Consider the following 21,753-nt stretch of genomic DNA (forward strand, 5'->3'; position numbering starts at 1 on the left):
GGAGCGACCGCGGAGCGGCACCGAGGGCGCAGTGAGCGCACCCACCCGCCGGCGGCCGCGGTTCCACCCGCTCACCGTGGCGCGGGTCGAGCGGCTGACCGACGACGCCGTGGCCGTCACCTTCGACGTCCCCCCCGAGCTGGCCACCGAGTACGCCTTCCGGCCCGGGCAGGCGCTCACGCTGCGCCGGGTCGACGGCGACCGGGACGAGCGGCGCTCGTACTCGATCTGCGCCCCGGTCGGTGCCGCCCCGCGGGTCGGGGTCCGCGAGGTCCCGGGTGGCTTCTTCTCCTCCTGGCTGGTGCACGAGGTCCGACCCGGTGACGAGATCGAGGTGCTGCCGCCCTCGGGCACCTTCACCGCGGACCTCTCGACCCCCGGCGACCACGTCTTCGTCGTCGCCGGCTCCGGGATCACGCCCGCGCTCTCGCTGGCCGGCACGGTGCTGCGCGACGGCGAGTCGACCGTGACCGTCCTCTACGGCAACCGGCGCACCAACACCGTCATGTTCGCCGACGAGCTCGCCGACCTGAAGGACCGCCACGGACCCCGGCTGCAGCTGGTGCACGTGCTCTCCCGCGAGCCGCGCGACGCCGAGCTGACCAGCGGCCGGCTCGACAGGGAGCGGCTGAGCGCCCTCGTCGGCAACCTGGTCGACGCCCCGCACGTCGACCACTGGTGGCTCTGCGGCCCGCACGGCATGGTCACCGATGCCCGGGAGCTGCTCGCGGAGCTCGGCGTGCCGGCCGAGCGGGTGCACCAGGAGCTGTTCTACGTCGACGACGTCCCGCCGGAGCCGGTCCGGGGCGACGAGGAGACCGTCGAGGGGCCCAGTGTCCAGGTGACCGTCGTCCTCGACGGCCGCTCCACCACCCTCGCGCTCCCCCGGGACGAGGCCGTCCTCGACTCCGCCCAGCGGGTCCGCTCGGACCTCCCGTTCGCGTGCAAGGGCGGCGTCTGCGGGACCTGCCGGGCACGCGTGACCGGCGGCGAGGTGCGGATGCGGCGGAACTACGCACTCGAGCCTGCCGAGGTCGAGGCCGGCTACGTGCTCACCTGCCAGTCGCTGCCCGTCTCCGACGAGGTGACCGTCGACTACGACGCCTGACCGGGGTGGCCCCTCCCCGGTTGCCGCCGTTCCGGCTCGTCCGCCTCCGGTCGAGTCGGTTGTTGGGGATAACGGCTGCTGCAAGCAGGTCCGGCCGTCGGCCCGGTGCACGCCATGACGGCTCGATGACGATGCCGGCGCGGGCCGCATCCGGTGGACCGGCCCCGGGCAGGTGCCGTACGGAGAGCCACTGACGACGTCCCGCGTCCCGGCGACGAGAGGAGACCCCCGGCTGCGCGCACCCCGACCCCGCCCCGTCGGGTCGCCCGCGGGGTGAGCGAGGCGTGGCGACAGGTCGGCGTGTGCCGGCGGCCCGGGGACACCCGCATGACGACAGATCACGACGAGGCGGTCGGCACCCGACTGCGAGGCGACCCGCGACAGCGGGTCCGGCGAGCCCTGCGGAGGCTCGACGCGCATCCGCGGGCCGGCATGGCGATCCGGGCCGCTGCAGCCGCCTCCATCTCCTGGGGGCTGGTGCACGTGCTCCCGGGGTTCGCCGCGGAGTACCCCTACTACGCGCCCCTCGGCGCGGTGATCGCCACCTCCACGACGATCGCCGGATCGGCGCGCCAGTCGTGGCAGGCGATCGCCGCCATCGGCCTCGGCGCCTTGGTGGCGCTGGGCATCAAGGCGCTGCTCGGGCAGAACCTGGCCACCATCGCCGCGGTCGTCGGTATCGGCGTGCTGCTCGGCGGCTGGGGACGCCTGGGCAGCGGAGCCGCGTGGCTCCCCACCTCAGCCCTGTTCGTGCTCATCGTCGGGAACGAGCACCCCCTCGACTACGTCGCCGGGTTCGCCGGGCTGACCCTGCTGGGGGCGCTCGTCGGGCTGGCCGTGGTCGCCGCCGTCCCTCCGCTGCCGGTGACGCCTGCGGACCAGGCCCTGGACCGGCTGCGGACCGCCCTGGCGGATCACCTGGAGGAGCTGGAGGAGCGGCTCCGGCAGGAGGGATCCCCGCCCCTCACCGACTGGCATGCCCGCGTGGACGCCCTCGACGACGTCGTCGCCGCGGCACGCCAGGCCGTGGGCCGCGCGCAGGACGCCCGGCGCGGCAACCGGTTCGCCCGGACGTTCCAGTCCCGCCTGCGACACCAGCGCCGACGCGGAGAGGCGCTGCAGCGTCTCGCCTTCCTCGTCGCGAGCATCACGCAGCTCCTGAGCAGGACCGGGGAGCCCGGCCGCGACGAGGCGGAGCTCCCGCCCTCGCTGCGCATCCCCGTCGCCGGCGCTCTGGGCGGCCTGGCCGGTGCACTGCGGGCCACGGGCGGCCGGACGCCTGACGAGGCAGCCGTCAGGCGGGCCTGCGACGCGCTCCGGTCGCTCGCGGCGGAGCACAGGCGCGCACGCGCCAGGACCGGGGACGACCTGCTCGTCACGAGCGGCCTCGTGGAGGACATCCGGCGGTCGCTCCTCGCCCTGCACCCCCGGGACGACCGCGAGGTGGCCACGCGATGACGCCGGTGGAGAGGATCCGCCGGCGGGGACCGCGGCCGCCTCTCCTCCGCCCCGCCGCCGGACCGCACGTGCCCGGCAACGACTCGGGCAGGCCCGCAGCGATGTCCGGCAGAGCAGGGGGCCGGCGGTGAGCCGCCGGACCGCCCTGACGGCCGCCGGAGCGGTCGCCGCGCTGACGGGTGCCCGGCTGATCCGGGCGCGTCGCCTCTCCGAGCGCATGACGGGCGAGGACCCGTCGGTCCGCACCGACGACGGCGTGCGCCTGCACGTGGAGACCGCCGGCCCGCCCGATGCACCGCTGACCGTGGTGTTCGCCCACGGCTTCGCCGCCGACGCCACGATGTTCGACCCCCAGTGGACGGCCCTGCGCGGTCGCGCGCGTCTCGTCCGCTACGACCAGCGCGGCCACGGCGCGAGCGGCTGGTCGGGCTTCCGGTCGGCCACGGTGGAACGCCTGGGCCGCGATCTCGGCCGGATCGTCGACCGGCTCGGCGGAACGGGGCGGGTCGTGGTGGTCGGCCACTCGATGGGTGGCATGGCCGTGCTCGCCCTGGCGGCCCTCCGGCCCGAGCTCTTCGGCGACCGCATCGCCGGGGTGGCCCTCCTCTCCACCCGGGCCGCCCCGCTGACCGCCGGCGAGCGCAGCGAGGGGGCGACCCTCCGGGTCAGGACCGCCGTCGCCACGGCCGGGGGGTGGTGTGCATGGCTGGCTGCCCCGCTGGTGCAGCGCCTGCACCCCTTCCGCACCCCCCTCGGCCGGCGGCTGCTGCGCCGGCGGCTCTTCGCCGGCGACCCGTCCGGCAAGGTGACGGACAGCTTCCAGGCCACGTGGGTGCGCACGCCCGAAGCCGTGATGTCGGCCTACCTCCGGAGCCTCGCCGGGTACGACGCCCGCGCGGCCCTGGCCCCGCTCCGCACGGTGCCCGTGCTGGTGCTGGCCGGCGACCAGGACGCGGTGATCCCGGCCCGGTCCGCGGGTTGGCTCACCGATCGCATCGACGGACCGGTGCACCGGGTGCTGGTGCCCGGAGGCGGGCACATGGTCAACCTGACCCACCCCGACGCGGTCGACTCGGCGCTGCTCGATCTGATCGCCCGGGTGCAGGCAGGGCCCGGCGGGTGACGCGCTGCTCCTGTGTCCTCGCCCCAGACCGACCGGGAGCGCGGGGACCGGGAGCGCCTCGGGCGCCGACGGACCTCAGCCGCGCCCGCTCCTCCGGCCGAGGCTCTCGGCCTGCCAGGCGTGGATGTCGGCCACCCACTCCCAGCCCGGGGCCGCGGACGGGCCGATCCGCGGGTCGTCGGGCTCGCGGCCGTCCCGCAGGGCGTGGAGGTAGGCGCGGTCCAGATCGATCCGGGTGCGCACCTGACCTGCCCCGCCGACGGACCCGTGACCCGGGACGACGACGTCGACGTCCCCCGCCACGCCCTCCAGCAGCCGAAGCCCGGTGAGGTACTCCTCGATCGGGTCGTTCGCTCCGGTGAAGTCGTCGAGCATCGGGATGAAGACGTCGGACAGCATGTCCCCGGCCACGAGGACGCGGTCGCCCTCGACCAGCAGCGCCGCGTGGCCCGGGGAGTGCGCCGGGTGTTCGATGATCCGGACCCGGGGGCCGTCCCAGGGGATGTGGACCGTCGCGGCCGGCAGGCCGGTGATGCGGCCGTAGAGGTCCAGCGGCACCTCGTCGGCGATCTCCGGCGGCAGCCCCTCGGCGACGCGGGCCCGCCAGTCCGGGTCCGCCAGCAGGTCACGCACGGACGCCGCGCAGCGGGCCGTCCCGTACCGGGGGGCGTCACCGAGCGCGGGGTGCCAGAGCACGTGGTCCCAGTCGGGGTGCGTCGCGAAGCCGGCCACGACGCGCTGGCCCAGGCCCGAGAGGTCGTCCGCCAGGCAGGCCATCTCCTCGCGCGTCAGACCGGGATCGACGAGCAGCACGCCGGCCGGTCCCCGCACGACGACGGCGTTGTTCTGGAGCAGCTCGCTCCCGTGGACCAGCACGTCGTCTGCGACCTGCATGAGCACGGGGAGCTCCTTCCCTTGCTCGTCCGTGCGACCGGATGGTGGACACGGACACCGGCGCACCACCCTCTCGCGTCCGACGACGGCAGGGAACCGCGAAGTCCGCGGCGTCGGGCCGGGAGCCGATGGCCTGCGGCGGAGAGGCCGCCGGCACAGCGCCTCGACCCGGCGCGCGTCGCCCGTCCCGCAGGGGAGGCCGTCGCGGTCCTGACGCTTCGAGGGAACAGGTGCGAGGCCGTGGTGCTGACCACCCACCCCGAGAAGCCGTCAGGGGCCGCCCCGGATCCCCCCGGAACGGCCCCTGACCTGCACTGTCGGGCTGACAGGATTTGAACCTGCGACCCCTTGACCCCCAGTCAAGTGCGCTACCAAGCTGCGCTACAGCCCGCGGGACGATGACGTCCCGGGCTTCCCCGGGCCGCGAACGACCGCCCGAGAAGGTTACCGCACGGCCGACGCCCGCCTCGACGGTGGTCAGCCGCGCTTGCCGTCCTTCTCCCGCCCCTCGCGGACCTTCACCGAGATCTCGATCGGCGTGCCCTGGAAGCCCCACTGCTCGCGCAGCCTGCGCTGCAGGAACCTGCGGTAGCCGGCCTCCAGGAAGCCGGTGGAGAAGACGACGAAGCGCGGCGGCCGGACGTCGGCCTGCGTGACGTACTTGATCTTCGGCGCGCGCCCACCGCGGGCCGGCGGCGGCGTCTCCTGCACCAGCGCCCGCACGAACGTGTTCAGCTCCGCCGTCGGCACGCGGGTCTCCCACGAGGCGATCGCGGCGCGGAGGTGGTCGGCCAGCTTCCCGACGCCACGGCCCGTGGACGCCGAGATGTTGACCCGCGTCGCCCACTTCACGTGCGCGAGGTCGCGATCGATCTCCCGCTCCAGCTGGGCGTGCCGGTCCTCGTCGAGCGTGTCCCACTTGTTGAAGGCCAGGACCAGCGCGCGACCGGCCTCGACGACCTGGGTGATGACCCGCTGGTCCTGCTCGCTGATCACCTCGTCGGCGGCGAGCAGGACGACGCAGACCTCGGCGGCCTGGATGGCGGCCTCGGTGCGCAGGCTGGCGTAGTACTCCATGCCGCTGGCGGTGTTCACCTTGCGGCGCAGACCGGCGGTGTCGACGAAGCGCCACTCCTCACCGCCGAGGGTGACCAGGGAGTCGACCGGGTCCACGGTCGTGCCGGCGACGGAGTCGACGACCGAGCGCTCCTCCTTGGCCAGCCGGTTGATCAGGCTGGACTTGCCGACGTTGGGCCGGCCGACCAGCGCCACGCGGCGGGGGCCGCCCTCCTCCTCCTGTTCCCGCGGTGCTTCGGGCAGCGAGTCGAGGATCAGGTCGAGCAGGTCGCCGCTGGCCCGGCCGTGCAGCGCGCTCACCGCGTGCGGCTCGCCCATGCCCAGGCTCCACAGCTCGGCGGCGTTGGCCTCGCTGCGCTCGTCGTCGACCTTGTTGGCCACCAGGATCACCGGCCGGTCGCTGCGGCGGAGCACCCGCGCGGCGGCCAGGTCGGTCTCGGTGGCGCCGACCTGGCTGTCGACGACGAGCACGATGACGTCGGCCGTCGTCATCGCGTACTCGGCCTGACGGGTGATCGAGGCGCCCAGGCCGGCGGCCCGGGGGTCCCAGCCACCGGTGTCGACGACGGTGAAGCGCTTGCCGTTCCACAACGCCTCGTAGGCGATCCGGTCACGGGTGACGCCCGGGGTGTCCTGCACGACCGCCGCGCGGCGGCCGAGGATGCGGTTGACCAGCGTCGACTTGCCCACGTTGGGGCGGCCGACGATGGCGACGACGGGCAGCGGCCCGCTCTGCGGCTCGGTCACGACCGGTCTCCCGCCGGGACGGCGGACTCGGCCAGCGCCACGACGCGGTCGACCACCTGGGCCTGCGACAGCGTGCTGCTGTCGACGACGACGGCGTCGGCCGCCGGGCGGAGCGGGCTGTCGGCCCGGCTGCTGTCGTACTCGTCGCGGCGCCGCAGGTCGGCGGCGAGCGCGGCGATCTCCGCGGCGTCGGTGACGCCCAGCTGGGCGGCGCGGCGCTGCGCGCGCACCTCGGGGGCGGCGGTCAGGTAGACCTTCAGCGTCGCGTCGGGCAGCACCACGGTGCCGATGTCGCGGCCCTCGACCACCACGGCCTCGGCACCGGCCACCAGGGCGCGCTGCTGGTCGACCAGCTGCCGGCGGACCGCTGGCACGGCGGAGACCGCGGAGACCGCCCGGGTCACCTCGGGGCCGCGGATGCGGGCGGCGACGTCGGTGCCGTCGACCTCGACCCGCTCGGTGGCGGCCTCGGTGCCCACGACCAGCCGGGTCTCGGCGACGGTGCGGGCCACGGCTTCGGCGTCCTCGGGGTCCACGCCGGCGTCGAGGACGGCGACGGTGGCCGCGCGGTACATCGCCCCGGTGTCGAGGTAGGCCGCACCCAGGCGGGCGGCGACGCCGCGGGCGACGCTGGACTTGCCGGTCCCCGACGGGCCGTCGAGGGTCACCGACCCGCGGAAAGGGCTCTGGGGGGTGCTCATGTGCTCCTGCTCGTTCACTGGGCTGCTGTCACTGGGCTGCCGTCCCGGGCTGCCGTCACTGGGCGATGTCCCGCCGCAGCGCCACGGCGCCGCGCAGGTAGACGTGCTGGATCTCCGCGCGGGACAGCGGCGTCTCGACGTGGGCCATGAGGCGCAGCACGCGCGGCAGGGCGTGGGGCACGCCGATCTCGGTGGCGCACATCAGCGGTACCCCGCCCATCCCGAGCTCGCGGGCGGCCAGCGCCGGGAACTCCGAGACCAGGTCGGGGGTGGCGGTGAACAGGATGCTGATGACGTCGTCGTGCTCGAGCCGGTTGCGCTCCAGCACCTCGCTCACCAGCTCACGGGTGGCCTCGAGCACCTGCTGCCGGTCGTCGGCGTCGACCTGGGTCGCACCCCGGATGGCTCGGACGGCCATGCACACTCCTCGCTCGCGCTGCCCCGTTCGCCCGGGGACCCCACGAGTCTAGGGAGCGCACCGCCTCCCGCTCTCCCCCGCGCGCGCCGTGCCCGGCCGGACGGCCCGCGTCGGGGCCGCCGGGTGGGGGGCTCAGCCCCGCAACCGGGCGCGCGCCGACCGGACCAGCGCCTCGGCCACCCGGTCCAGCGGTGCGGAGTCCAGCCGCCACTGCTGCCAGTGCAGCTGCACGTCGACCGCGCCCGCCGGGTCGAACGGACGGACGGCGGGGCCGCCCGGCGGGGGCGCCGCGGCCTCGAGCTGCAGCTCCGGCAGCATGCCCCAGCCGAAGCCCAGCGCCACCGCGGTGAGGAAGTCGGCCGACGAGGGCACGTGGTGGACCGGCACGTCCGCCGTCGTCGCCAGGTGCCGGCGCAGGTAGGCGTGCTGCAGGTCGTCCCGACGGTCGAAGACGACGACCGGCGCCCGGGCCAGGGCCGCGGGCGCGGGCCCGTCGGGCAACCAGCGGTCGAGGAACCCGGGCGCCGCGCACGGGAGGTAGCGCATGGTGCCCAGCGGCGTCACCCGGCAGCCGGCCACCGGCTCGGCGTCGGAGGTGACCGCCCCCATGACCGTGCCCGCGCGCAGCAGCGCGCTGGTGTGAGTCTGGTCGGTGCTGTGCAGGTCCAGGCGCAGCTCGCCGGCCAGCGGGGCGAGCGCGGGCAGCACCCAGGTGGCCAGCGAGTCGGCGTTCACCGCGAGGGGGACCACCGGCAGCGCCGCGCCGGCCGGGTCGAGGGTGCGGCCGGTGTCGGCGACGAGCAGCCCGATCTGGCGGGCGAGCCGGAGCACCGGCTCGCCGGCGGCGGTGACCGTGGCCGGCCGGCCGCGCCGGACGAGGACCCGGCCGGTGGCCTCCTCGAGCGCGCGCAACCGCTGGGAGACCGCCGACGGCGTGACGTGCAGCCGTCGCGCCGCCGCCTCCAGGGTGCCCTCCTCGACCACCGCGACCAGGGTGCGGAGCTGTGCCAGATCCACGTCCATCGACAGCGATGCTAATGCCGCTTAAGAAAGATGAGCTGGACTGCATGCCGTCGCCTGCCTAGCGTCGCCGGACGTGACGACAGGACTGCTGGCCGCGGCGGCCGGGCTGGGGCTCGGCCTCTCGCTGATCGTGGCCATCGGCGCGCAGAACGCCTTCGTGCTCCGGCAGGGCCTGCGCGTGGAGCACGTGCCGGTGGTCGTGGCGGTGTGCGCGGTCTCCGACGCCGTGCTCATCCTGGCCGGCGTCGCGGGCAACTCGTGGCTGAGCGGGCGTCTCCCCGACGCCATCACCGTCATCCGGCTCGCGGGCGCCGCGTTCCTGCTGGGCTACGCCGCCCTCGCCGCCCGCCGCGCGCTGCGGCCGTCCTCGATCGCCGTCGACACAGCGGGCCGGCGGACGGGGCTGGCCGCCACCGTCGCCACCTGCCTGGCGCTGACCTGGCTGAACCCGCACGTGTACCTGGACACCGTGCTGCTGCTCGGCTCGGTCGCCGACAGCCACGGCGACCGGCGGTGGTGGTTCGCCGGCGGCGCCGTCGTCGGGAGCTTCCTCTGGTTCAGTGCGCTCGGGTACGGCGCGCGGCTCCTGCGCCCGCTCTTCGCCCGGCCGGCCGCCTGGCGGGTCCTGGACGCCGGGATCGCCGTCGTCATGGCCGCCCTCGGCCTCGGGCTGCTCTCCTCGGCGTTCTGAGGCGCCCCGGGGTCAGAGCCCGACGAGCTCCTCGAGCGCGCCGACCTCCTGGCGGGAGAGCTTGCGGATCGAGCCGCTGCGCATGCGCTGCAGCTGCACCGGACCGACGGCGGTGCGCGTCAGCCGCGAGACGGGCAGCCCGACGTGCGCGAGCAGCCGGCGGACGATGTGCTTGCGCCCCTCGTGGAGCACCACCTCGACGACCGACTGGCCGGCGTGGGTGTCGACGACCTTGAACGAGTCGACCTGGACCGGCCCGTCCTCCAGCTCCACCCCGGCCCGCAGCCGGCGGAACATGTCGCGCGGCACCGAGCCCGAGACCTGCGCCAGGTAGGTCTTGCGCACGCCGTAGGAGGGGTGCGCGAGGCGGTGGGCCAGCTCGCCGTCGTTGGTCACCAGCAGCAGGCCCTCGGTGTCCTGGTCCAGCCGGCCGACGTGCACCAGCCCCGGGGCCAGGTCGCCGACCATGTCGCCGATCGTCGGGCGGTTGCGGTCGTCGCTCATCGCGGTGATGACGCCGGTCGGCTTGTTGATCGCGTAGGTGACGCGGTCGTCCCGGATCTCCAGGCGGGCGCCGTCCACCGCGATCTTGTCGTGGAGGGGGTCGACCCGCATGCCCTGCACGCGCACCTGCGCGCCGTTCACGCTGATCCGCCCGGCGTCGATCATCTCCTCGACGACCCGGCGCGAGGCGACGCCGGCACGGGCCAGGACCTTCTGCAGCCGCTCCCCCTGCCGGTCGCCCTGGTCGTCCGGCTCCGGCCGGTCACCGGGGTGGGCGGGGGCCAGCTCCATGTCCTCGGACCAGCCCTCGCCGGCCGCGGTCGTGCTCTCGTCGTTCGGGGTCGCGGTGCTCATCGCGCCCAGTCTCCCACCCCGGGCCCCGGAACCTTCCCGCCTGAGGGTGAGAGCGCTGGAGAGGGTGGGCTCCGCCACGGCCCGGTGCCGCAGGATGCACCCATGGGGCGGACGCGGACCACCGGCCTCTGTCTCGCAGCGGTCGCCGCGGCCCTGTGGGGCCTGTTCCTCCTCGCCCTCGTCACCGGTGACCCGGCCGACGGCGCCAACATCGGCGCGGGGCTGGCGGCGTTGCTCGCCTTCGGGCTGTCGACGGCGTCGCTGATCCTGTTGCTGGTCTCCCTGGGCTCCCCCGCCCCGGCCGCCGGCCCGAGAGGCCGCGACGCCCGCGTCGGCGCGCCTCTCGCCGTGGTCTCCCTCGGGCTCCTGGCCGTGTTCTGGGTGACCAGCGGCAGCGTCTCGGACCGCGCGGCGGGCAGCGCCGTGCTCGCCGTGCTCGGCGCGGGGATCGTCACGTTCCTCGCTGCAGCGGCCTGCTTCCTCCCGCCGCCCCGCGGCTGACCCGCCGGGCCGTCCAGGGGCGTCGGTCAGGCGTCGGGGTGCTCCTCGAGGAAGGCCGCTGTCTCCGGCAGCAGGGGCGCGAGCTCGGGCAGCTCGCTGAGGTCGGAGAGCCCGAGCCGCTCCAGGAAGAGGGGGGTCGTCGCGTAGAGCCCGCCGCCGCTGTCGGGGTCGCTGCCCACCTCGTGCACCAGGCCGCGCCCGAGGAGGGTCCGCATGACGCCGTCGACGCCGACGCCCCGGATCGCCGACACCCGGGCCCGGGTGACCGGCTGCCGGTAGGCGATGACGGCGAGGGTCTCCAGCGCCGCCTGCGTGAGCCGGCTTCGCTGCCCCTCGCCGAGGTACCGCTCGACGACGGCGGCGTGGTCCTCGCGGGTGTAGAGCCGCCACCCGTGCCCCACCCGGCGCAGCGTGATGCCGGCCGACCGCTCGTCGTACCCCGCGGCCAGCTCCGCCAGCCCCTGCCGCACCTGCTCGGGCGGGCAGCGCAGCGCGGCGGCGAGCGTCTCCTCGTCGACGGGGTCGTCGACGACGAACAGCAGCGCCTCCAGGCCTCCGCGCAGCTGCACCGGGTCCAGGAGCACCGCCGGCTCGGGTGCGGGCTCCGGCTCGGCCTCCGGCTCGGGGACGGCGGCGAGGACGTCCTCGGCGGGCACCGCGGGCACCGGCTGCTCCTCGACGGGCCGCTCCGCGACGCGCGCGGCGAGCTCCGCCGCGACGGCGTCCCAGGCACCGGGGTCGGCCTCCCCCCGCTCGGCCGCCTTCTCACGGGTGGCGGCCAGCTCGGCGGCGAGCGCCTCCCACGAGATCGGGGCGGGGTCCTGGCGGGCACGGTCGTCGGTCACCGGTACTCCTCGTCGGCGTCGGGGGCCGGGGCGTCGGCCGGGTCGGGGACGGTCTCGCCGGTCCAGCGCACGTGCAGCTCGCCGAGCGGCGTCAGCTGCTCGAAGACCACCCGCTGCTGCCGGTAGAGCTCCAGCAGCGCGAGGAACCGGGCCACCACCTCCAGCGTGTGACCGCAGTCGGCGGTGAGCGCCCGGAAGCTCGCCGTGCCCGAGCGCACCAGCTGGTTGCGCACCAGCAGCAGCTGCTCGGAGACGCTGACCGGAGGCGCGTGCAGGTGGGCGACGCTGACCGTCTCCGGCGCCTTGGGCGCCAGCGCACGGGCGGCGAGGGCGGCGAACTGCTCCGGCGTGATGTCCAGCAGCACCTCGGGGACGAGCTCGGCGAACCGCGGCTCGAGCGCCGCCTCCCGTGGGAACCGGCGGACGGCGTCCGCCTCGCGCTCGCGCAGGAACGCCGCGGCCTGCTTGTAGGCCTTGTACTGCAGCAGCCGCGCGAACAGCAGGTCACGCGCCTCGAGCAGCTCCAGGTCCTCCTCGTCGTCCACCTCGGCCGCGGGCAGCAGCCGGGCGGCCTTGAGGTCGAGCAGCGTGGAGGCGACGACGAGGAACTCGCTCGCCTGGTCCAGGTCGAGCTCGTCTCCGAGCGCCCGCAGGTGGGCGATGAACTCGTCGGTGACCCGCGAGAGCGCGATCTCGGTGACGTCGAGCTTGTGCTTGCCGATCAGCTGCAGCAGGAGGTCGAACGGGCCCTCGAAGTTGGTCAGCCGCACGGTGAAGCGAGTCGGCGCGGCCCCACCGGCCTGGTCGGCCGGCGGAACCGCTCCGGTGCTCCCGCTCACGAGCACCCACCGTAGGCGGGCATCCTGCAGGAACCCGCCGCGAGCCTGCGAGTGGCGGGGAGCAGGAGGGTCCTTATGCCTTGAGCCGGCGCACGAGGACGGCGTCCTCGCCACGCTCGGCCAGGTCGGCCAGCAGCACCGAGACCGCCTCGCGGACGATCCGGCCGCGGTCGGCGGCCAGGCCGTGGTGGGCGCGCAGCGTGAGCCGCGCGGACTCGAGGGCGAGCAGCTCGTCCGCCGAGATGTAGACGGTGATCTTCTCGTCGTGCTTGGTCCGGTCCGTGCGGCGGACCGGCCGGCCGCGGGTGGCGACCCGGGGCTGCAGCACCGGGGCCGGCGCAGGCTCGGCCGGGGCCGCCCGGAACGAGGCCAGGTCGTCGTCCGCGGGCTGCGCGCCGCCCGGCACCAGGGTCAGCGACGCGGCCGCCTCGGCGGCGGACTCCCCGACCCGGCGGGCGGCGCTGCGCAGCGCCGGCGAGCTCGCGGGGGTGGGCAGGCTGGGCAGCTCGGTGACCTCGGTGGCCGAGGCGGTGTCGGTGCGGCGGAAGAGCTCGGAGGCTCCGGGCAGGACGGGACGCCGCGTCACAGCGCGAGCACCTCCTTGGCGAGGTCGCGGTACGCCGCGGCGCCCGACGAGGTGGGCGCCCACGTGGTGATCGGCTGGCCGGCCACCGTGGTCTCCGGGAACCGCACGGTGCGCTGGATGACGGTCTGGAACACGGTGTCGCCGAAGGCCTCGACGACCCGGCTGAACACCTCCCGGCAGTGCACGGTCCGGGAGTCGTACATGGTGGCGAGGATGCCGTTGATCTCCAGCGACGGGTTGAGCCGCTCCTTGACCTTGTCGATCGTGTCGACCAGCAGCGCCACCCCGCGCAGGGAGAAGAACTCGCACTCGAGCGGGATCACCACGCCCTGGGCGGCGGTGAGGGCGTTGACCGTCAGCAGCCCGAGCGAGGGCTGGCAGTCGATGAGGACGTAGTCGTACTCGTCGACGACGTCGGCCAGCACGCGCAGCAGGGTCTGCTCCCGCGCCACCTCGCTGACCAGCTGCACCTCGGCCGCGGAGAGGTCGATGTTGCTCGGGACCAGGTCCAGGCCCGGGATGTCGGTGGGCACCCGCACGTCGCGCAGGCTGGTCCGCCGCTCCATGAGGGCGTTGTAGATCGTCCGGTCCAGGTTCTGCGCCGGGACGCCCAGCCCCACCGACAGCGCGCCCTGCGGGTCGAGGTCGATGAGCAGCACCTTGCGGCCGAACTCCACCAGCGCGGCACCGAGGTTGATGGTGGACGTCGTCTTGCCGACGCCCCCCTTCTGGTTGCACATCGCGATGACGCGGGCGGGCCCGTGCTCGGTCAGGGGCTTGGGGTCGGGGAGGCGCCGCTGGCGCGCCCGGGCCGGGTCCTGTCGCAGCGCGGCCGCCCCCATCTCGGGGTCGGTGTCGTGCGGGCGCGCGACGGCAGAGGCCGCGTCCGCTCGGATCGCCATGGGTTGTCGCCTCCAGCTCGGTGCCCGTCCGGACGTTCCGGGTGCGGCCAGCCGTCCTGTCCGCTCGGGTGGTGCAGACGCTAGGGAGCTGGAGGATGGTTCCCAAGTCGGCACGCCGTCGACGTGTCGACATGGCGACGAATGCCAACCACTGTGACTGCTCAAGCCGAGTCGGCTGCACATAGTGCCAGAGCTCGTCGGCGCGGGCTGTCAGGTCAGCGCGCGGGGGTGACTCGTCGCGTAGACCTCGCGGAGGCGGTCCACGGTCACCAGCGTGTAGACCTGCGTCGTCGTCACCGAGGCGTGGCCGAGCAGTTCCTGCACCACGCGGACGTCGGCGCCGCCGTCCAGCAGGTGGGTCGCGAAGCAGTGCCGCAGGGTGTGCGGGGAGATCTCCCCTGTCAGCCCGGCGCGCTCGGCGGCCGTCCGGAGGATCGACCAGGCGCTCTGGCGGGACAACGGGCCACCGCGCACGTTGAGGAACAGCGCCCCGCCGCGCACCCCCGACCGGCCGTTCGCGGCCAGCGCCGGCCGCGCGCGCACGAGGTAGTCCTCGACGGCCCGCAGGGCGTAGCTGCCCACGGGGACGACGCGCTCCTTGCCGCCCTTGCCGGCCAGCCGGACGGTGTTCTGCCCGCGGTCGACGTCGTCGACGGCCAGGCCGACCGCCTCGGAGATGCGCGCCCCGGTGCCGTACAGCAGCTCCAGCAACGCCCGGTCGCGGAGCCCGCGCGGCCCCTCGAGGGAGCCGGCGGCCTCGATCAGCGCGACGACGGACTCGACGGGCACCGCCTTGGGCAGGCGGCGCGCCGGCGTGGGCGGCCGCACCTCGTGGGCGACGTCGTCGGGCACCAGGCCGTCGAGCAGCGCGAACCGGTGCAGCCCCCGCACGGCCACCACCGCGCGGGCGGCCGAGGTGGCCGACAGCGGGGGGTGGTCCTCGTCGCCCCGGCGCAGCGAGGCGAGGAAGCCGGCCACGTCGGACTCCGCCACCTCCCGCAGCCCGCGCACCCCCGCCGCCGCGAGGTACCCGGTGTAGCGGCGGAGGTCGCGGCGGTAGGAGGCGATGGTGTTGGCCGCCAGGCCCCGTTCCACGGTCAGGTGGTCCAGGTAGCCGGTGACGACCCGGTCGACGTCGGGGCCTGCGGAGAGCGCGCTGGTCACGTCGCCGCCCCGGTCCCGACCCCGCGCGCCGGTCCGCTCCTCGCTCGTCCCTCGCTGCGATGCTCCCGTCGCTGTCGTCAGGACAGGACCTCCTGGAGCGGGGCGGCGGCCATGCCGTGGGCCTCGGCGACCTCGGGCAGCACCACGCTCCCGCCGACGACGTTCACCCCGTGGGCGAGGGCCGGGTCGCGGTCGACGGCCGCGGCCGTGCCCTCGGCGGCCAGCGCCATGACGTAGGGCAGCGTGACGTTGGTCAGCGCGTGCGTGGAGGTGTTGGGCACGGCGCCCGGCATGTTGGCCACGCAGTAGAAGACCGAGTCGTGCACGCGGAAGGTCGGGTCGTCGTGCGTGGTCGGCCGGGTGTCCTCGAAGCAGCCGCCCTGGTCGACGGCGATGTCCACCAGCACCGACCCCGGCTTCATCCTCGACACCAGCTCGTTGCTGACGAGCACGGGCGCCTTCGCCCCGGCCACCAGCACCGCGCCGATCACCAGGTCGGCGTCGAGCACCGCCCGCTCGACCTCGTAGGCGTTCGAGGCGACGGTCTGCAGGTGCCCCTGGTAGATCCGGTCCGCGGCGCGCAGCTTGTCGATGTCGCGGTCCATGACGACGACCTCGGCCTGCATGCCGAGAGCGATCGCCGCCGCGTTCATGCCCGAGACGCCGGCGCCGATCACCACCACCTTGGCGGCGTAGACACCGGAGACGCCGCCGAGCAGCACGCCGCGACCACCGTGCGCCCGCTCGAGGCAGTGCGCGCCCACCTGGGGCGCCATCCGCCCGGCCACCTCGGACATGGGGGCGAGCAGCGGCAGCGTCCCGTCGGCCTTCTGCACGGTCTCGTAGGCGATCGCGGTCGTGCCGGAGGCCACGAGCGCGTCGGTGCACTCCTTCGACGCCGCCAGGTGGAGGTAGGTGAAGAGCGTCTGGTCGGCGCGCAGGCGGCCGTACTCCTCGGCGATCGGTTCCTTGACCTTCAGCAGCAGGTCGGCGTCGGCCCACACGTCGTCGGCCTCGGCGACGATGCGCGCGCCGGCGGCGGTGAAGTCCCGGTCGGGGATGGAGGAGCCCTCCCCCGCCCCCTGCTCCACGAGCACCTCGTGCCCGGCCCGCGTCAGCTCGGTCACGCCGGCAGGCGTGAGCGCCACCCGGTACTCCCGGTTCTTGACCTCTCGGGGAACTCCGACCCGCATCGCTGGCTCTCCTGGTCCCGGCGGGCCGCTCCCGAGGGTGACGGGCCAGCCCACCACGTCGTGGGCCGCCCGGTCGGGGCGGGCCTCGCCGGAGTCTAGGCACGCCGACCAGCTCCGTCCCGGGCCGGAAGCCGTTTCGTGACAGTGCCGCCCGGTCGCAGCGTCCGCGCCGGGCTGCCGCGGCCGCCCACCTGGCCGACGATGAGGGGCCCACCCGCCCCTCTCGGAGGACGCCACCGCATGCGCTTCTACGCCCAGCACCCCGCCCTGCGGGCCCGCCAGCTCGCCGCCGACGTCGGCTTCCTGGCGTGGACGGTGGCCTGGGTGCTCGTGGCACGGGCCGCGCACGGCGCCGTCCTCCTGCTCGCCGGACCGGGCCGGGCGGTCGAGGACCTCGGCCGGTCGATCGCCGGGTCGATGGGCTCGGCGGCGTCGGCCGCCCGAGGCGTGCCGCTCGTCGGGGACGAGCTGGCCGAGCCCTTCGACGCGCTCTCGGGCGCGAGCGGCTCCGTGGGCGGGGCGGGGCAGTCCGCCCAGGACGCGGTGGGCGAGCTGGCGACCATCCTCGCCGTCGTCCTCGTGCTGCTGCCGGTGGGCTGGATGCTGCTGCGCTGGCTGCCCTGGCGGCTGCGCTACGCCCGGGACGCCGGCGCAGCGACCCGCCTCGCCGGCAGCGGCGCCGGCCTGGACGTGCTCGCCGTCCGGGCCGCCGCGACGGCGCCGCTGGACCGGCTGGCCGGGCTGCCGCCCGGCACGGGGGCGGCCTGGTGGGCCGGCGACGCCGCGGCCACCCGCGAGCTGGCGGAGCTGGAGCTGCGCCGGCTGGGCCTGCCCCCGCCAGGGGAGGCACTGGAACGGCCATCCTCCGGGGGCCCGCGCTGACCCTGCCGAGCTGAGGGGAAGGGGGGCCTTCGCCTACCCCGCGTCGACCGGGCGCAGCCGCGGACCGGCCGCCCGCACCTGGGCGGCCGCGAGCAGCCCGACGACGGCCGCGACGTTGCGGATGCCGCCGTCGAAGACCTGCTGGACGGCGTCGGCGAGGGGCACCCGCTCGACGGTCATGTCAAGCTCCTCGTGCTCCACGGTGAAGCCCTCGGGTCGGTCGACGTCGGTGAGCCCCTCCGCGAGGTAGACCAGCACCTGCTCGTCGCAGAAGCCCGGCGAGCTGTAGTGGGTGGTCAGCAGCGACCAGCGGGCCGCCGAGAGCCGCACCTCCTCGGCGAGCTCGCGCTTCGCCGTCTCCAGCGGCGGCTCGCCGTCGGCGTCGCGCAGCCCGGCCGGCAGCTCCCAGAGGTACCCACCGACCGGGTGCCGGTACTGGCGGAGGAGCACCACCTCGTCGGCCTCGGTCAGCGCCACGACCGCCACCGCCCCCGGGTGGTGCACCACCTCGCGGACGCTGTCCCCGCCGCCCGGCATCGCCACGGTGTCCTTGACCAGGCTGATGACCCGGCCCTCGTACACCGGCTCGGTGGCCAGGACGCGGTACTCGTGCGCGTCCGGCTCCCCCTGGCCCATCAGATGCCGACCTTCTCGGCTTCGTCGACCGGCACCGGCAGCCGCGCGGACTCCTGGTACTCGACGGCGGCCCGCACGAACGCCGCGAACAGCGGGTGCGGCCGGGTCGGGCGGCTCTTGAGCTCGGGGTGGGCCTGGGTGCCGACGAAGAAGGGGTGCGTCTCGCGGGGCAGCTCGGCGAACTCCACCAGCAGGCCGTCGGGCGAGGTGCCGGAGAAGACAAGCCCGGCCTCGCCGAGCCGGTCGCGGTAGGCGTTGGCCACCTCGTAGCGGTGCCGGTGCCGCTCGGTGATCTCGGTGGAGCCGTACGCGGCGGCCACCACCGAGCCGTGCTGCAAGCTCGCCGGGTAGCTGCCCAGCCGCATGGTCCCGCCCATGTCGCCCCGGCCCGCGACGACGTCGAGCTGGGTGGCCATGGTGGAGATGACCGGGTCGGGGGTCTCGGGGTCGAACTCCGCGGAGTTGGCCTTCTCCAGGCCGGCAACGGTGCGGGCGTACTCGATGACCATGCACTGCAGGCCCAGGCACAGCCCCAGCGTCGGGATGCCGTTGGTGCGGGTGTACCGGATGGCGCCGAGCTTGCCCTCGATGCCGCGCACGCCGAAGCCACCGGGGATGCAGACCCCGTCGACGCCGGCCAGCGCCTTCTCCGCGCCCTCGGGGGTCTCGCAGTCGTCGGAGGGCACCCAGCGGATCTGCACCTTGCTGCGGCGCGCGAAGCCGCCGGCGCGCAGCGCCTCGGTCACGGACAGGTAGGCGTCGGGCAGGTCGATGTACTTGCCGACGAGCGCGATCGTCACCGTCTGCTTCGGCGCGTGGACGCGGTCGAGCAGGTCGCCCCACACCGTCCAGTCGACGTCGCGGAACGGCAGCCCCAGCCGGCGGACGACGTAGGCGTCCAGGCCCTCCCGGTGCAGCACCTTCGGGATGTCGTAGATCGACGGCGCGTCGGGGCAGGAGATGACCCCCTCGGGGTCGGTGTCGCACATGAGGCTGATCTTGCGCTTGAGGCCCTCGTTGATCTCCCGGTCCGACCGGCAGACCAGCGCGTCGGGCTGGATGCCGATGCTGCGCAGGGCGGCGACCGAGTGCTGCGTCGGCTTGGTCTTCAGCTCGCCCGACGGCGCGATGTACGGGATGAGCGAGATGTGCAGGAAGAAGCAGTTGTCCCGGCCGATCTCGTGGCGCACCTGGCGTGCGGCCTCGAGGAAGGGCAGCGACTCGATGTCGCCGACCGTGCCGCCGATCTCGGTGATCACCACGTCGACCCGCTCCGCCGAGTCCGCGCCGGCGAGGATGCGGGCCTTGATCTCGTTGGTGATGTGCGGGATGACCTGGACGGTGTCGCCGAGGTACTCGCCGCGCCGCTCCTTGGCGATCACGTCGGAGTAGACCTGCCCGGTCGTGACGTTCGCCCGGCCGGAGAGGTCGGTGTCGAGGAAGCGCTCGTAGTGACCGATGTCCAGGTCGGTCTCCGCGCCGTCCTCGGTGACGAACACCTCACCGTGCTGGAACGGGTTCATCGTCCCCGGGTCCACGTTGAGGTAGGGGTCGAGCTTCTGCATCGTGACGCGGAGGCCACGGCTGGCCAGCAGCGTGCCGAGCGAACTGGCGGTCAGGCCCTTGCCGAGCGAGGAGACGACCCCGCCGGTGACGAAGACGAACTTCGTCGGCTGGTTGTTGTGGAGCAGGAGGCTGCCACCCGAGTGATCACGTGTTCCCGACGGTCGATCCACGGGAGACGACCGTAACACGATCCGCGCCGTCGGCCGGACCGGAGCGGGGCGCGCCGCCCGCCGCCTCCCCCGTGCCGGGGAGGTCGTCCTCGCGACCGGCGGCCAGCCACACGAGCAGCGGCACCAGCAGGGCCGCCGCGGTCGCGGGCAGGGCGACGCCGGAGTCGTTGACCGCAGCCCCGATGGTGAGGCTGAGCGCGATCGACACCAGGGCCGCGCGCAGCACGGCGGCGTCGGCGGGCGGCAGCCCGGCAGGCCCGCTCGGCGGCCGCCCCGGCACGGCCGCGACGCTGCGCAGCGGCCCGCCGGGGCGGAGCAGCCAGACGGCGGCGACCAGGGCGACCGGCAGCATCCAGGCGAGCGGGCTGCCGAGCAGGATGCCGAGGTTGGCCTGCGCCTTCCGGCTCACCACCGTCAGCGCCTCGCCGCTGAGCACCTGCTCGACGAACCGGCCCAGGTGGGTGCGCTCCGCGGGCGGCCGCAGCCAGTCGAGCACCGCCACCGTGCTCACGGCCACCACCGCGGCGGCGAGGACCCCCGCCATCCGGACGACCGTCACCCGCACCCGGGCGAGCAGCATCGCCAGCAGCAGGAAGCCCGGCAGCGCCGCCAGGACGCCGCCGAAGTCCCGCCCCAGCGGTGGGGCCCCGATGACGACGACGGCCAGCAGCCCGGCGCCCACCACCACGGTGCCCGTGCGGCGGCGCCGCCGCTCGGGGGCCGACCGGCGCCCGACCGCGGCGGCCAGCGCCGCGGTGACGGCGAGGGCGCTCACCGACAGCAGACCGAAGGTGAGGTTGCCGTAGCCGGTGAACCGCCCGGCGACGATCGCGTCGTACCCGAGCGGCCCGTTGTGCTCGAGCGTCGAGCCGGTGAGGACGTCGCCGACGAGGGTGACCAGGGTCAGCACCAGGACGGCCAGCGCCGGGCCCAGCCGGTGCCGGCGCCAGGGCCCCAGCACCGCGACCGCGAGCACCAGCAGGTCGGCGACGACCACCGACGCCACCAGGGCCGCCAGCGGCGCGGGCGCCCGCTCCCACGGCGCCAGTCCCGCGAGGTAGGTGGCCACCGGCAGCCCTGCGGCGGCGAGGCAGAGCAGCCGCAGCGCCCGGCGGGCCGGCGGCCAGGTCCCGGGACGGGCGCCCCGCCGCCGGCTGCCCACGACCAGCACGCCCAGCCCGACGACGGCCGCGCCGACGAGCACGAAGGTCCAGAAGAAGACGCCGGTGTTGCGGTGGTGGGTGATCGCCGCGGTGTTGACCCGCTCCAGCTCGGCGACCGCCTCGGTCAGCGGCGGCCGCTCCCCCGTGCTGCGCCACGGCTGGCCGTTCATCGACGACGGCGGGTCCAGGCCGAGCGCGCGCAGGGCGGTGGGGGCGACGTCGATGAGCTGGACGAACGGCACCCGCCCGGTGCTCGACGAGGTCAGCCAGCCCGCCTCGAACCCGGGGCCCCGCGCCATGCCGACGTGCAGCTGCGGGCGGCCGTCGTTGACCTCCGAGATGCCGGCCAGCAGCAGCAACGTCTCCCCCGGCAGCGCGTCGACGGCGGCCAGCAGCCGGCCCAGCGCGTCGTCGATCCGGGTCAGCGCGGAGGCCCGTGGCTCGGGCCGGGTGCCGTCGTCGGTCGGCTCGGCACCGGGGGCGCCGGCGTCGGCGAGCTGGTCGAGGGAGACCAGGCTCAGCGGGCAGGCGGTCAGCAGCTCGACCAGCTCCCCCGGGTCGGCCGGCAGGGTGGGCACCGTGGTGAGGGGCACCCCCTCCGCGGCGGCGGCCAGCGCGGCGGCGCGGCCGGACACCGCGGCGCAGCCGACCGCCTCCCCCAGCGCGCCGGGCTCGGCGCCGAAGCGGACGGTGCCCTCGTCCTCGGCTATCCGGGCGACGGTGGCCTGCGGGTCGCCCAGGGCCACCGCGGCCACCCGCTCCTGGAGCCCGCAGCGGGTCAGCGAGGTGTCCAGCCGGGGCTCCTCGGTGGCCTCGCCGTCCCCGGGCACCTCCTCGTCGGCGTCGCCATCGGGCACCTCCGGGTCGGGCAGGGTGGGCAGCGGGACCGGCGGGAGCCCCTCGTCGGTGCCCGGGAAGCGCGCCCGGTTCCCGGCGCCGAGGGTCGCCCAGCCGTCCAGCACGCAGCTGGTGGAGCGGGCCGCACGCACCGACGTCGACCCGATCGCCGCCCCGTCCGCCAGCGACCACAGCTGCGGCGTCGAGACGGCGTCCACGTCGGACCAGGTGAGCCCCGGGATCCCGACCACGACCACCCGGTCGGCCCCGTAGCCCTCGTCGCCGGGCACCGCCCCGGCGCCGGCCGGCAGGGCGACCAGGAGCAGCACCAGCACGACGAGCGCCGCCGCGCGGCGTGCCACCCGCACCGC

21 protein-coding genes and 1 tRNA gene are annotated in these 21,753 nt (G+C 75.3%); 6 read left to right on the forward strand and 16 right to left on the reverse strand.

Features of this window, described 5'->3' with window-relative positions; translation table 11 throughout:
- The first annotated feature begins 31 nt into the window (after positions 1-31).
- The 3 genes from paaE to ACI794_RS06940 all read left to right on the forward strand — a co-directional run bounded on the left by paaE (position 32) and on the right by ACI794_RS06940 (position 3,689).
- Positions 32-1,108: a 1,2-phenylacetyl-CoA epoxidase subunit PaaE gene (paaE, locus tag ACI794_RS06930; RefSeq protein WP_456615968.1), complete on the forward strand. Its 1,077-nt coding sequence runs from the start codon at positions 32-34 to the stop codon at positions 1,106-1,108.
- Positions 1,109-1,435: 327 nt separating this feature from the next.
- A complete protein-coding gene (locus ACI794_RS06935) occupies positions 1,436-2,566 on the forward strand; it encodes an FUSC family protein (RefSeq protein ID WP_456615969.1) in 1,131 nt (376 codons plus the stop codon).
- A 127-nt stretch (positions 2,567-2,693) separates the two neighbouring features.
- Positions 2,694-3,689 carry an alpha/beta fold hydrolase gene (locus ACI794_RS06940; RefSeq protein WP_456601581.1) on the forward strand — a complete coding sequence of 332 codons (996 nt, stop codon included), beginning with the start codon at positions 2,694-2,696 and terminating at the stop codon, positions 3,687-3,689.
- A gap of 75 nt (positions 3,690-3,764) precedes the next feature.
- On the opposite strand, the gene ACI794_RS06945 is transcribed toward ACI794_RS06940, so the two are convergent.
- The 6 genes from ACI794_RS06945 to ACI794_RS06970 form a co-directional block, all read right to left on the reverse strand.
- On the reverse strand, positions 3,765-4,583 hold the full coding sequence (locus tag ACI794_RS06945) for an MBL fold metallo-hydrolase (RefSeq protein WP_456615983.1): 819 nt from the start codon (positions 4,581-4,583) through the stop codon (positions 3,765-3,767).
- Between the two features lie 317 nt (positions 4,584-4,900).
- Positions 4,901-4,974, reverse strand: a tRNA-Pro gene (locus ACI794_RS06950).
- 86 nt (positions 4,975-5,060) lie between these two features.
- Positions 5,061-6,407: a ribosome biogenesis GTPase Der gene (gene der / locus ACI794_RS06955; protein WP_456581305.1), complete on the reverse strand. Its 1,347-nt coding sequence runs from the start codon at positions 6,405-6,407 to the stop codon at positions 5,061-5,063.
- Positions 6,404-7,108, reverse strand: a complete 705-nt coding sequence (gene cmk, locus ACI794_RS06960; protein WP_456581304.1) for a (d)CMP kinase — start codon at positions 7,106-7,108, stop codon at positions 6,404-6,406. Before cmk ends, der begins: the two co-directional genes overlap by 4 nt.
- 55 nt (positions 7,109-7,163) lie before the next feature.
- The gene (gene aroH / locus ACI794_RS06965; RefSeq protein ID WP_456581303.1) at positions 7,164-7,526 is read right to left on the reverse strand and encodes a chorismate mutase; all 363 of its coding nucleotides are present in this window, start codon (positions 7,524-7,526) and stop codon (positions 7,164-7,166) included.
- 132 nt (positions 7,527-7,658) lie between these two features.
- Positions 7,659-8,549: a LysR family transcriptional regulator ArgP gene (locus ACI794_RS06970; RefSeq protein ID WP_456615970.1), complete on the reverse strand. Its 891-nt coding sequence runs from the start codon at positions 8,547-8,549 to the stop codon at positions 7,659-7,661.
- Positions 8,550-8,622: 73 nt separating this feature from the next.
- On the opposite strand from ACI794_RS06970, the gene ACI794_RS06975 reads away from it, so the two are divergent.
- Complete coding sequence (locus ACI794_RS06975; protein ID WP_456603922.1) at positions 8,623-9,240, forward strand: LysE/ArgO family amino acid transporter; 618 nt, start codon at positions 8,623-8,625, stop codon at positions 9,238-9,240.
- A gap of 12 nt (positions 9,241-9,252) precedes the next feature.
- On the opposite strand, the gene ACI794_RS06980 is transcribed toward ACI794_RS06975, so the two are convergent.
- Positions 9,253-10,098, reverse strand: coding sequence for a pseudouridine synthase (locus ACI794_RS06980; RefSeq protein ID WP_456603921.1), 846 nt, complete (start codon positions 10,096-10,098; stop codon positions 9,253-9,255).
- A 102-nt stretch (positions 10,099-10,200) separates the two neighbouring features.
- Between ACI794_RS06980 and ACI794_RS06985 the strand changes: the two genes are divergently transcribed.
- Entirely contained in the window at positions 10,201-10,599 is a 399-nt protein-coding gene (locus ACI794_RS06985) for a hypothetical protein (protein WP_456603920.1), read from the forward strand.
- Between the two features lie 26 nt (positions 10,600-10,625).
- On the opposite strand, the gene scpB is transcribed toward ACI794_RS06985, so the two are convergent.
- The 6 genes from scpB to ald all read right to left on the reverse strand — a co-directional run bounded on the left by scpB (position 10,626) and on the right by ald (position 16,128).
- Positions 10,626-11,444 carry an SMC-Scp complex subunit ScpB gene (scpB, locus tag ACI794_RS06990; RefSeq protein ID WP_456615971.1) on the reverse strand — a complete coding sequence of 273 codons (819 nt, stop codon included), beginning with the start codon at positions 11,442-11,444 and terminating at the stop codon, positions 10,626-10,628.
- Complete coding sequence (locus tag ACI794_RS06995) at positions 11,441-12,283, reverse strand: segregation and condensation protein A (protein ID WP_456603918.1); 843 nt, start codon at positions 12,281-12,283, stop codon at positions 11,441-11,443. The genes scpB and ACI794_RS06995 overlap by 4 nt, the downstream gene beginning before the upstream one ends.
- Before the next feature lie 73 nt (positions 12,284-12,356).
- A complete protein-coding gene (locus tag ACI794_RS07000; RefSeq protein WP_456603917.1) occupies positions 12,357-12,869 on the reverse strand; it encodes a hypothetical protein in 513 nt (170 codons plus the stop codon).
- Entirely contained in the window at positions 12,866-13,771 is a 906-nt protein-coding gene (locus ACI794_RS07005; RefSeq protein ID WP_456581295.1) for a ParA family protein, read from the reverse strand. The genes ACI794_RS07000 and ACI794_RS07005 overlap by 4 nt, the downstream gene beginning before the upstream one ends.
- A gap of 210 nt (positions 13,772-13,981) precedes the next feature.
- A complete protein-coding gene (locus ACI794_RS07010; protein ID WP_456603916.1) occupies positions 13,982-14,935 on the reverse strand; it encodes a site-specific tyrosine recombinase XerD in 954 nt (317 codons plus the stop codon).
- A gap of 77 nt (positions 14,936-15,012) precedes the next feature.
- The gene (ald, locus tag ACI794_RS07015; RefSeq protein WP_456581293.1) at positions 15,013-16,128 is read right to left on the reverse strand and encodes an alanine dehydrogenase; all 1,116 of its coding nucleotides are present in this window, start codon (positions 16,126-16,128) and stop codon (positions 15,013-15,015) included.
- Between the two features lie 240 nt (positions 16,129-16,368).
- On the opposite strand from ald, the gene ACI794_RS07020 reads away from it, so the two are divergent.
- Positions 16,369-17,010 (forward strand): hypothetical protein, encoded by a 642-nt coding sequence (locus ACI794_RS07020; protein WP_456615972.1) that lies wholly within the window; start codon positions 16,369-16,371, stop codon positions 17,008-17,010.
- A gap of 33 nt (positions 17,011-17,043) precedes the next feature.
- On the opposite strand, the gene ACI794_RS07025 is transcribed toward ACI794_RS07020, so the two are convergent.
- Genes ACI794_RS07025 through ACI794_RS07035 form a run of 3 tightly spaced genes read right to left on the reverse strand, consistent with a single transcriptional unit; the run spans position 17,044 to position 21,744 of the window.
- Complete coding sequence (locus ACI794_RS07025) at positions 17,044-17,646, reverse strand: NUDIX domain-containing protein (RefSeq protein ID WP_456603913.1); 603 nt, start codon at positions 17,644-17,646, stop codon at positions 17,044-17,046.
- Positions 17,646-19,382: a CTP synthase gene (locus ACI794_RS07030; RefSeq protein WP_456581290.1), complete on the reverse strand. Its 1,737-nt coding sequence runs from the start codon at positions 19,380-19,382 to the stop codon at positions 17,646-17,648. Before ACI794_RS07030 ends, ACI794_RS07025 begins: the two co-directional genes overlap by 1 nt.
- The gene (locus ACI794_RS07035; protein ID WP_456615973.1) at positions 19,357-21,744 is read right to left on the reverse strand and encodes a hypothetical protein; all 2,388 of its coding nucleotides are present in this window, start codon (positions 21,742-21,744) and stop codon (positions 19,357-19,359) included. Before ACI794_RS07035 ends, ACI794_RS07030 begins: the two co-directional genes overlap by 26 nt.
- Positions 21,745-21,753: the final 9 nt, after the last annotated feature.

It is taken from the genome of Blastococcus sp. SYSU DS0541 (assembly GCF_054050875.1).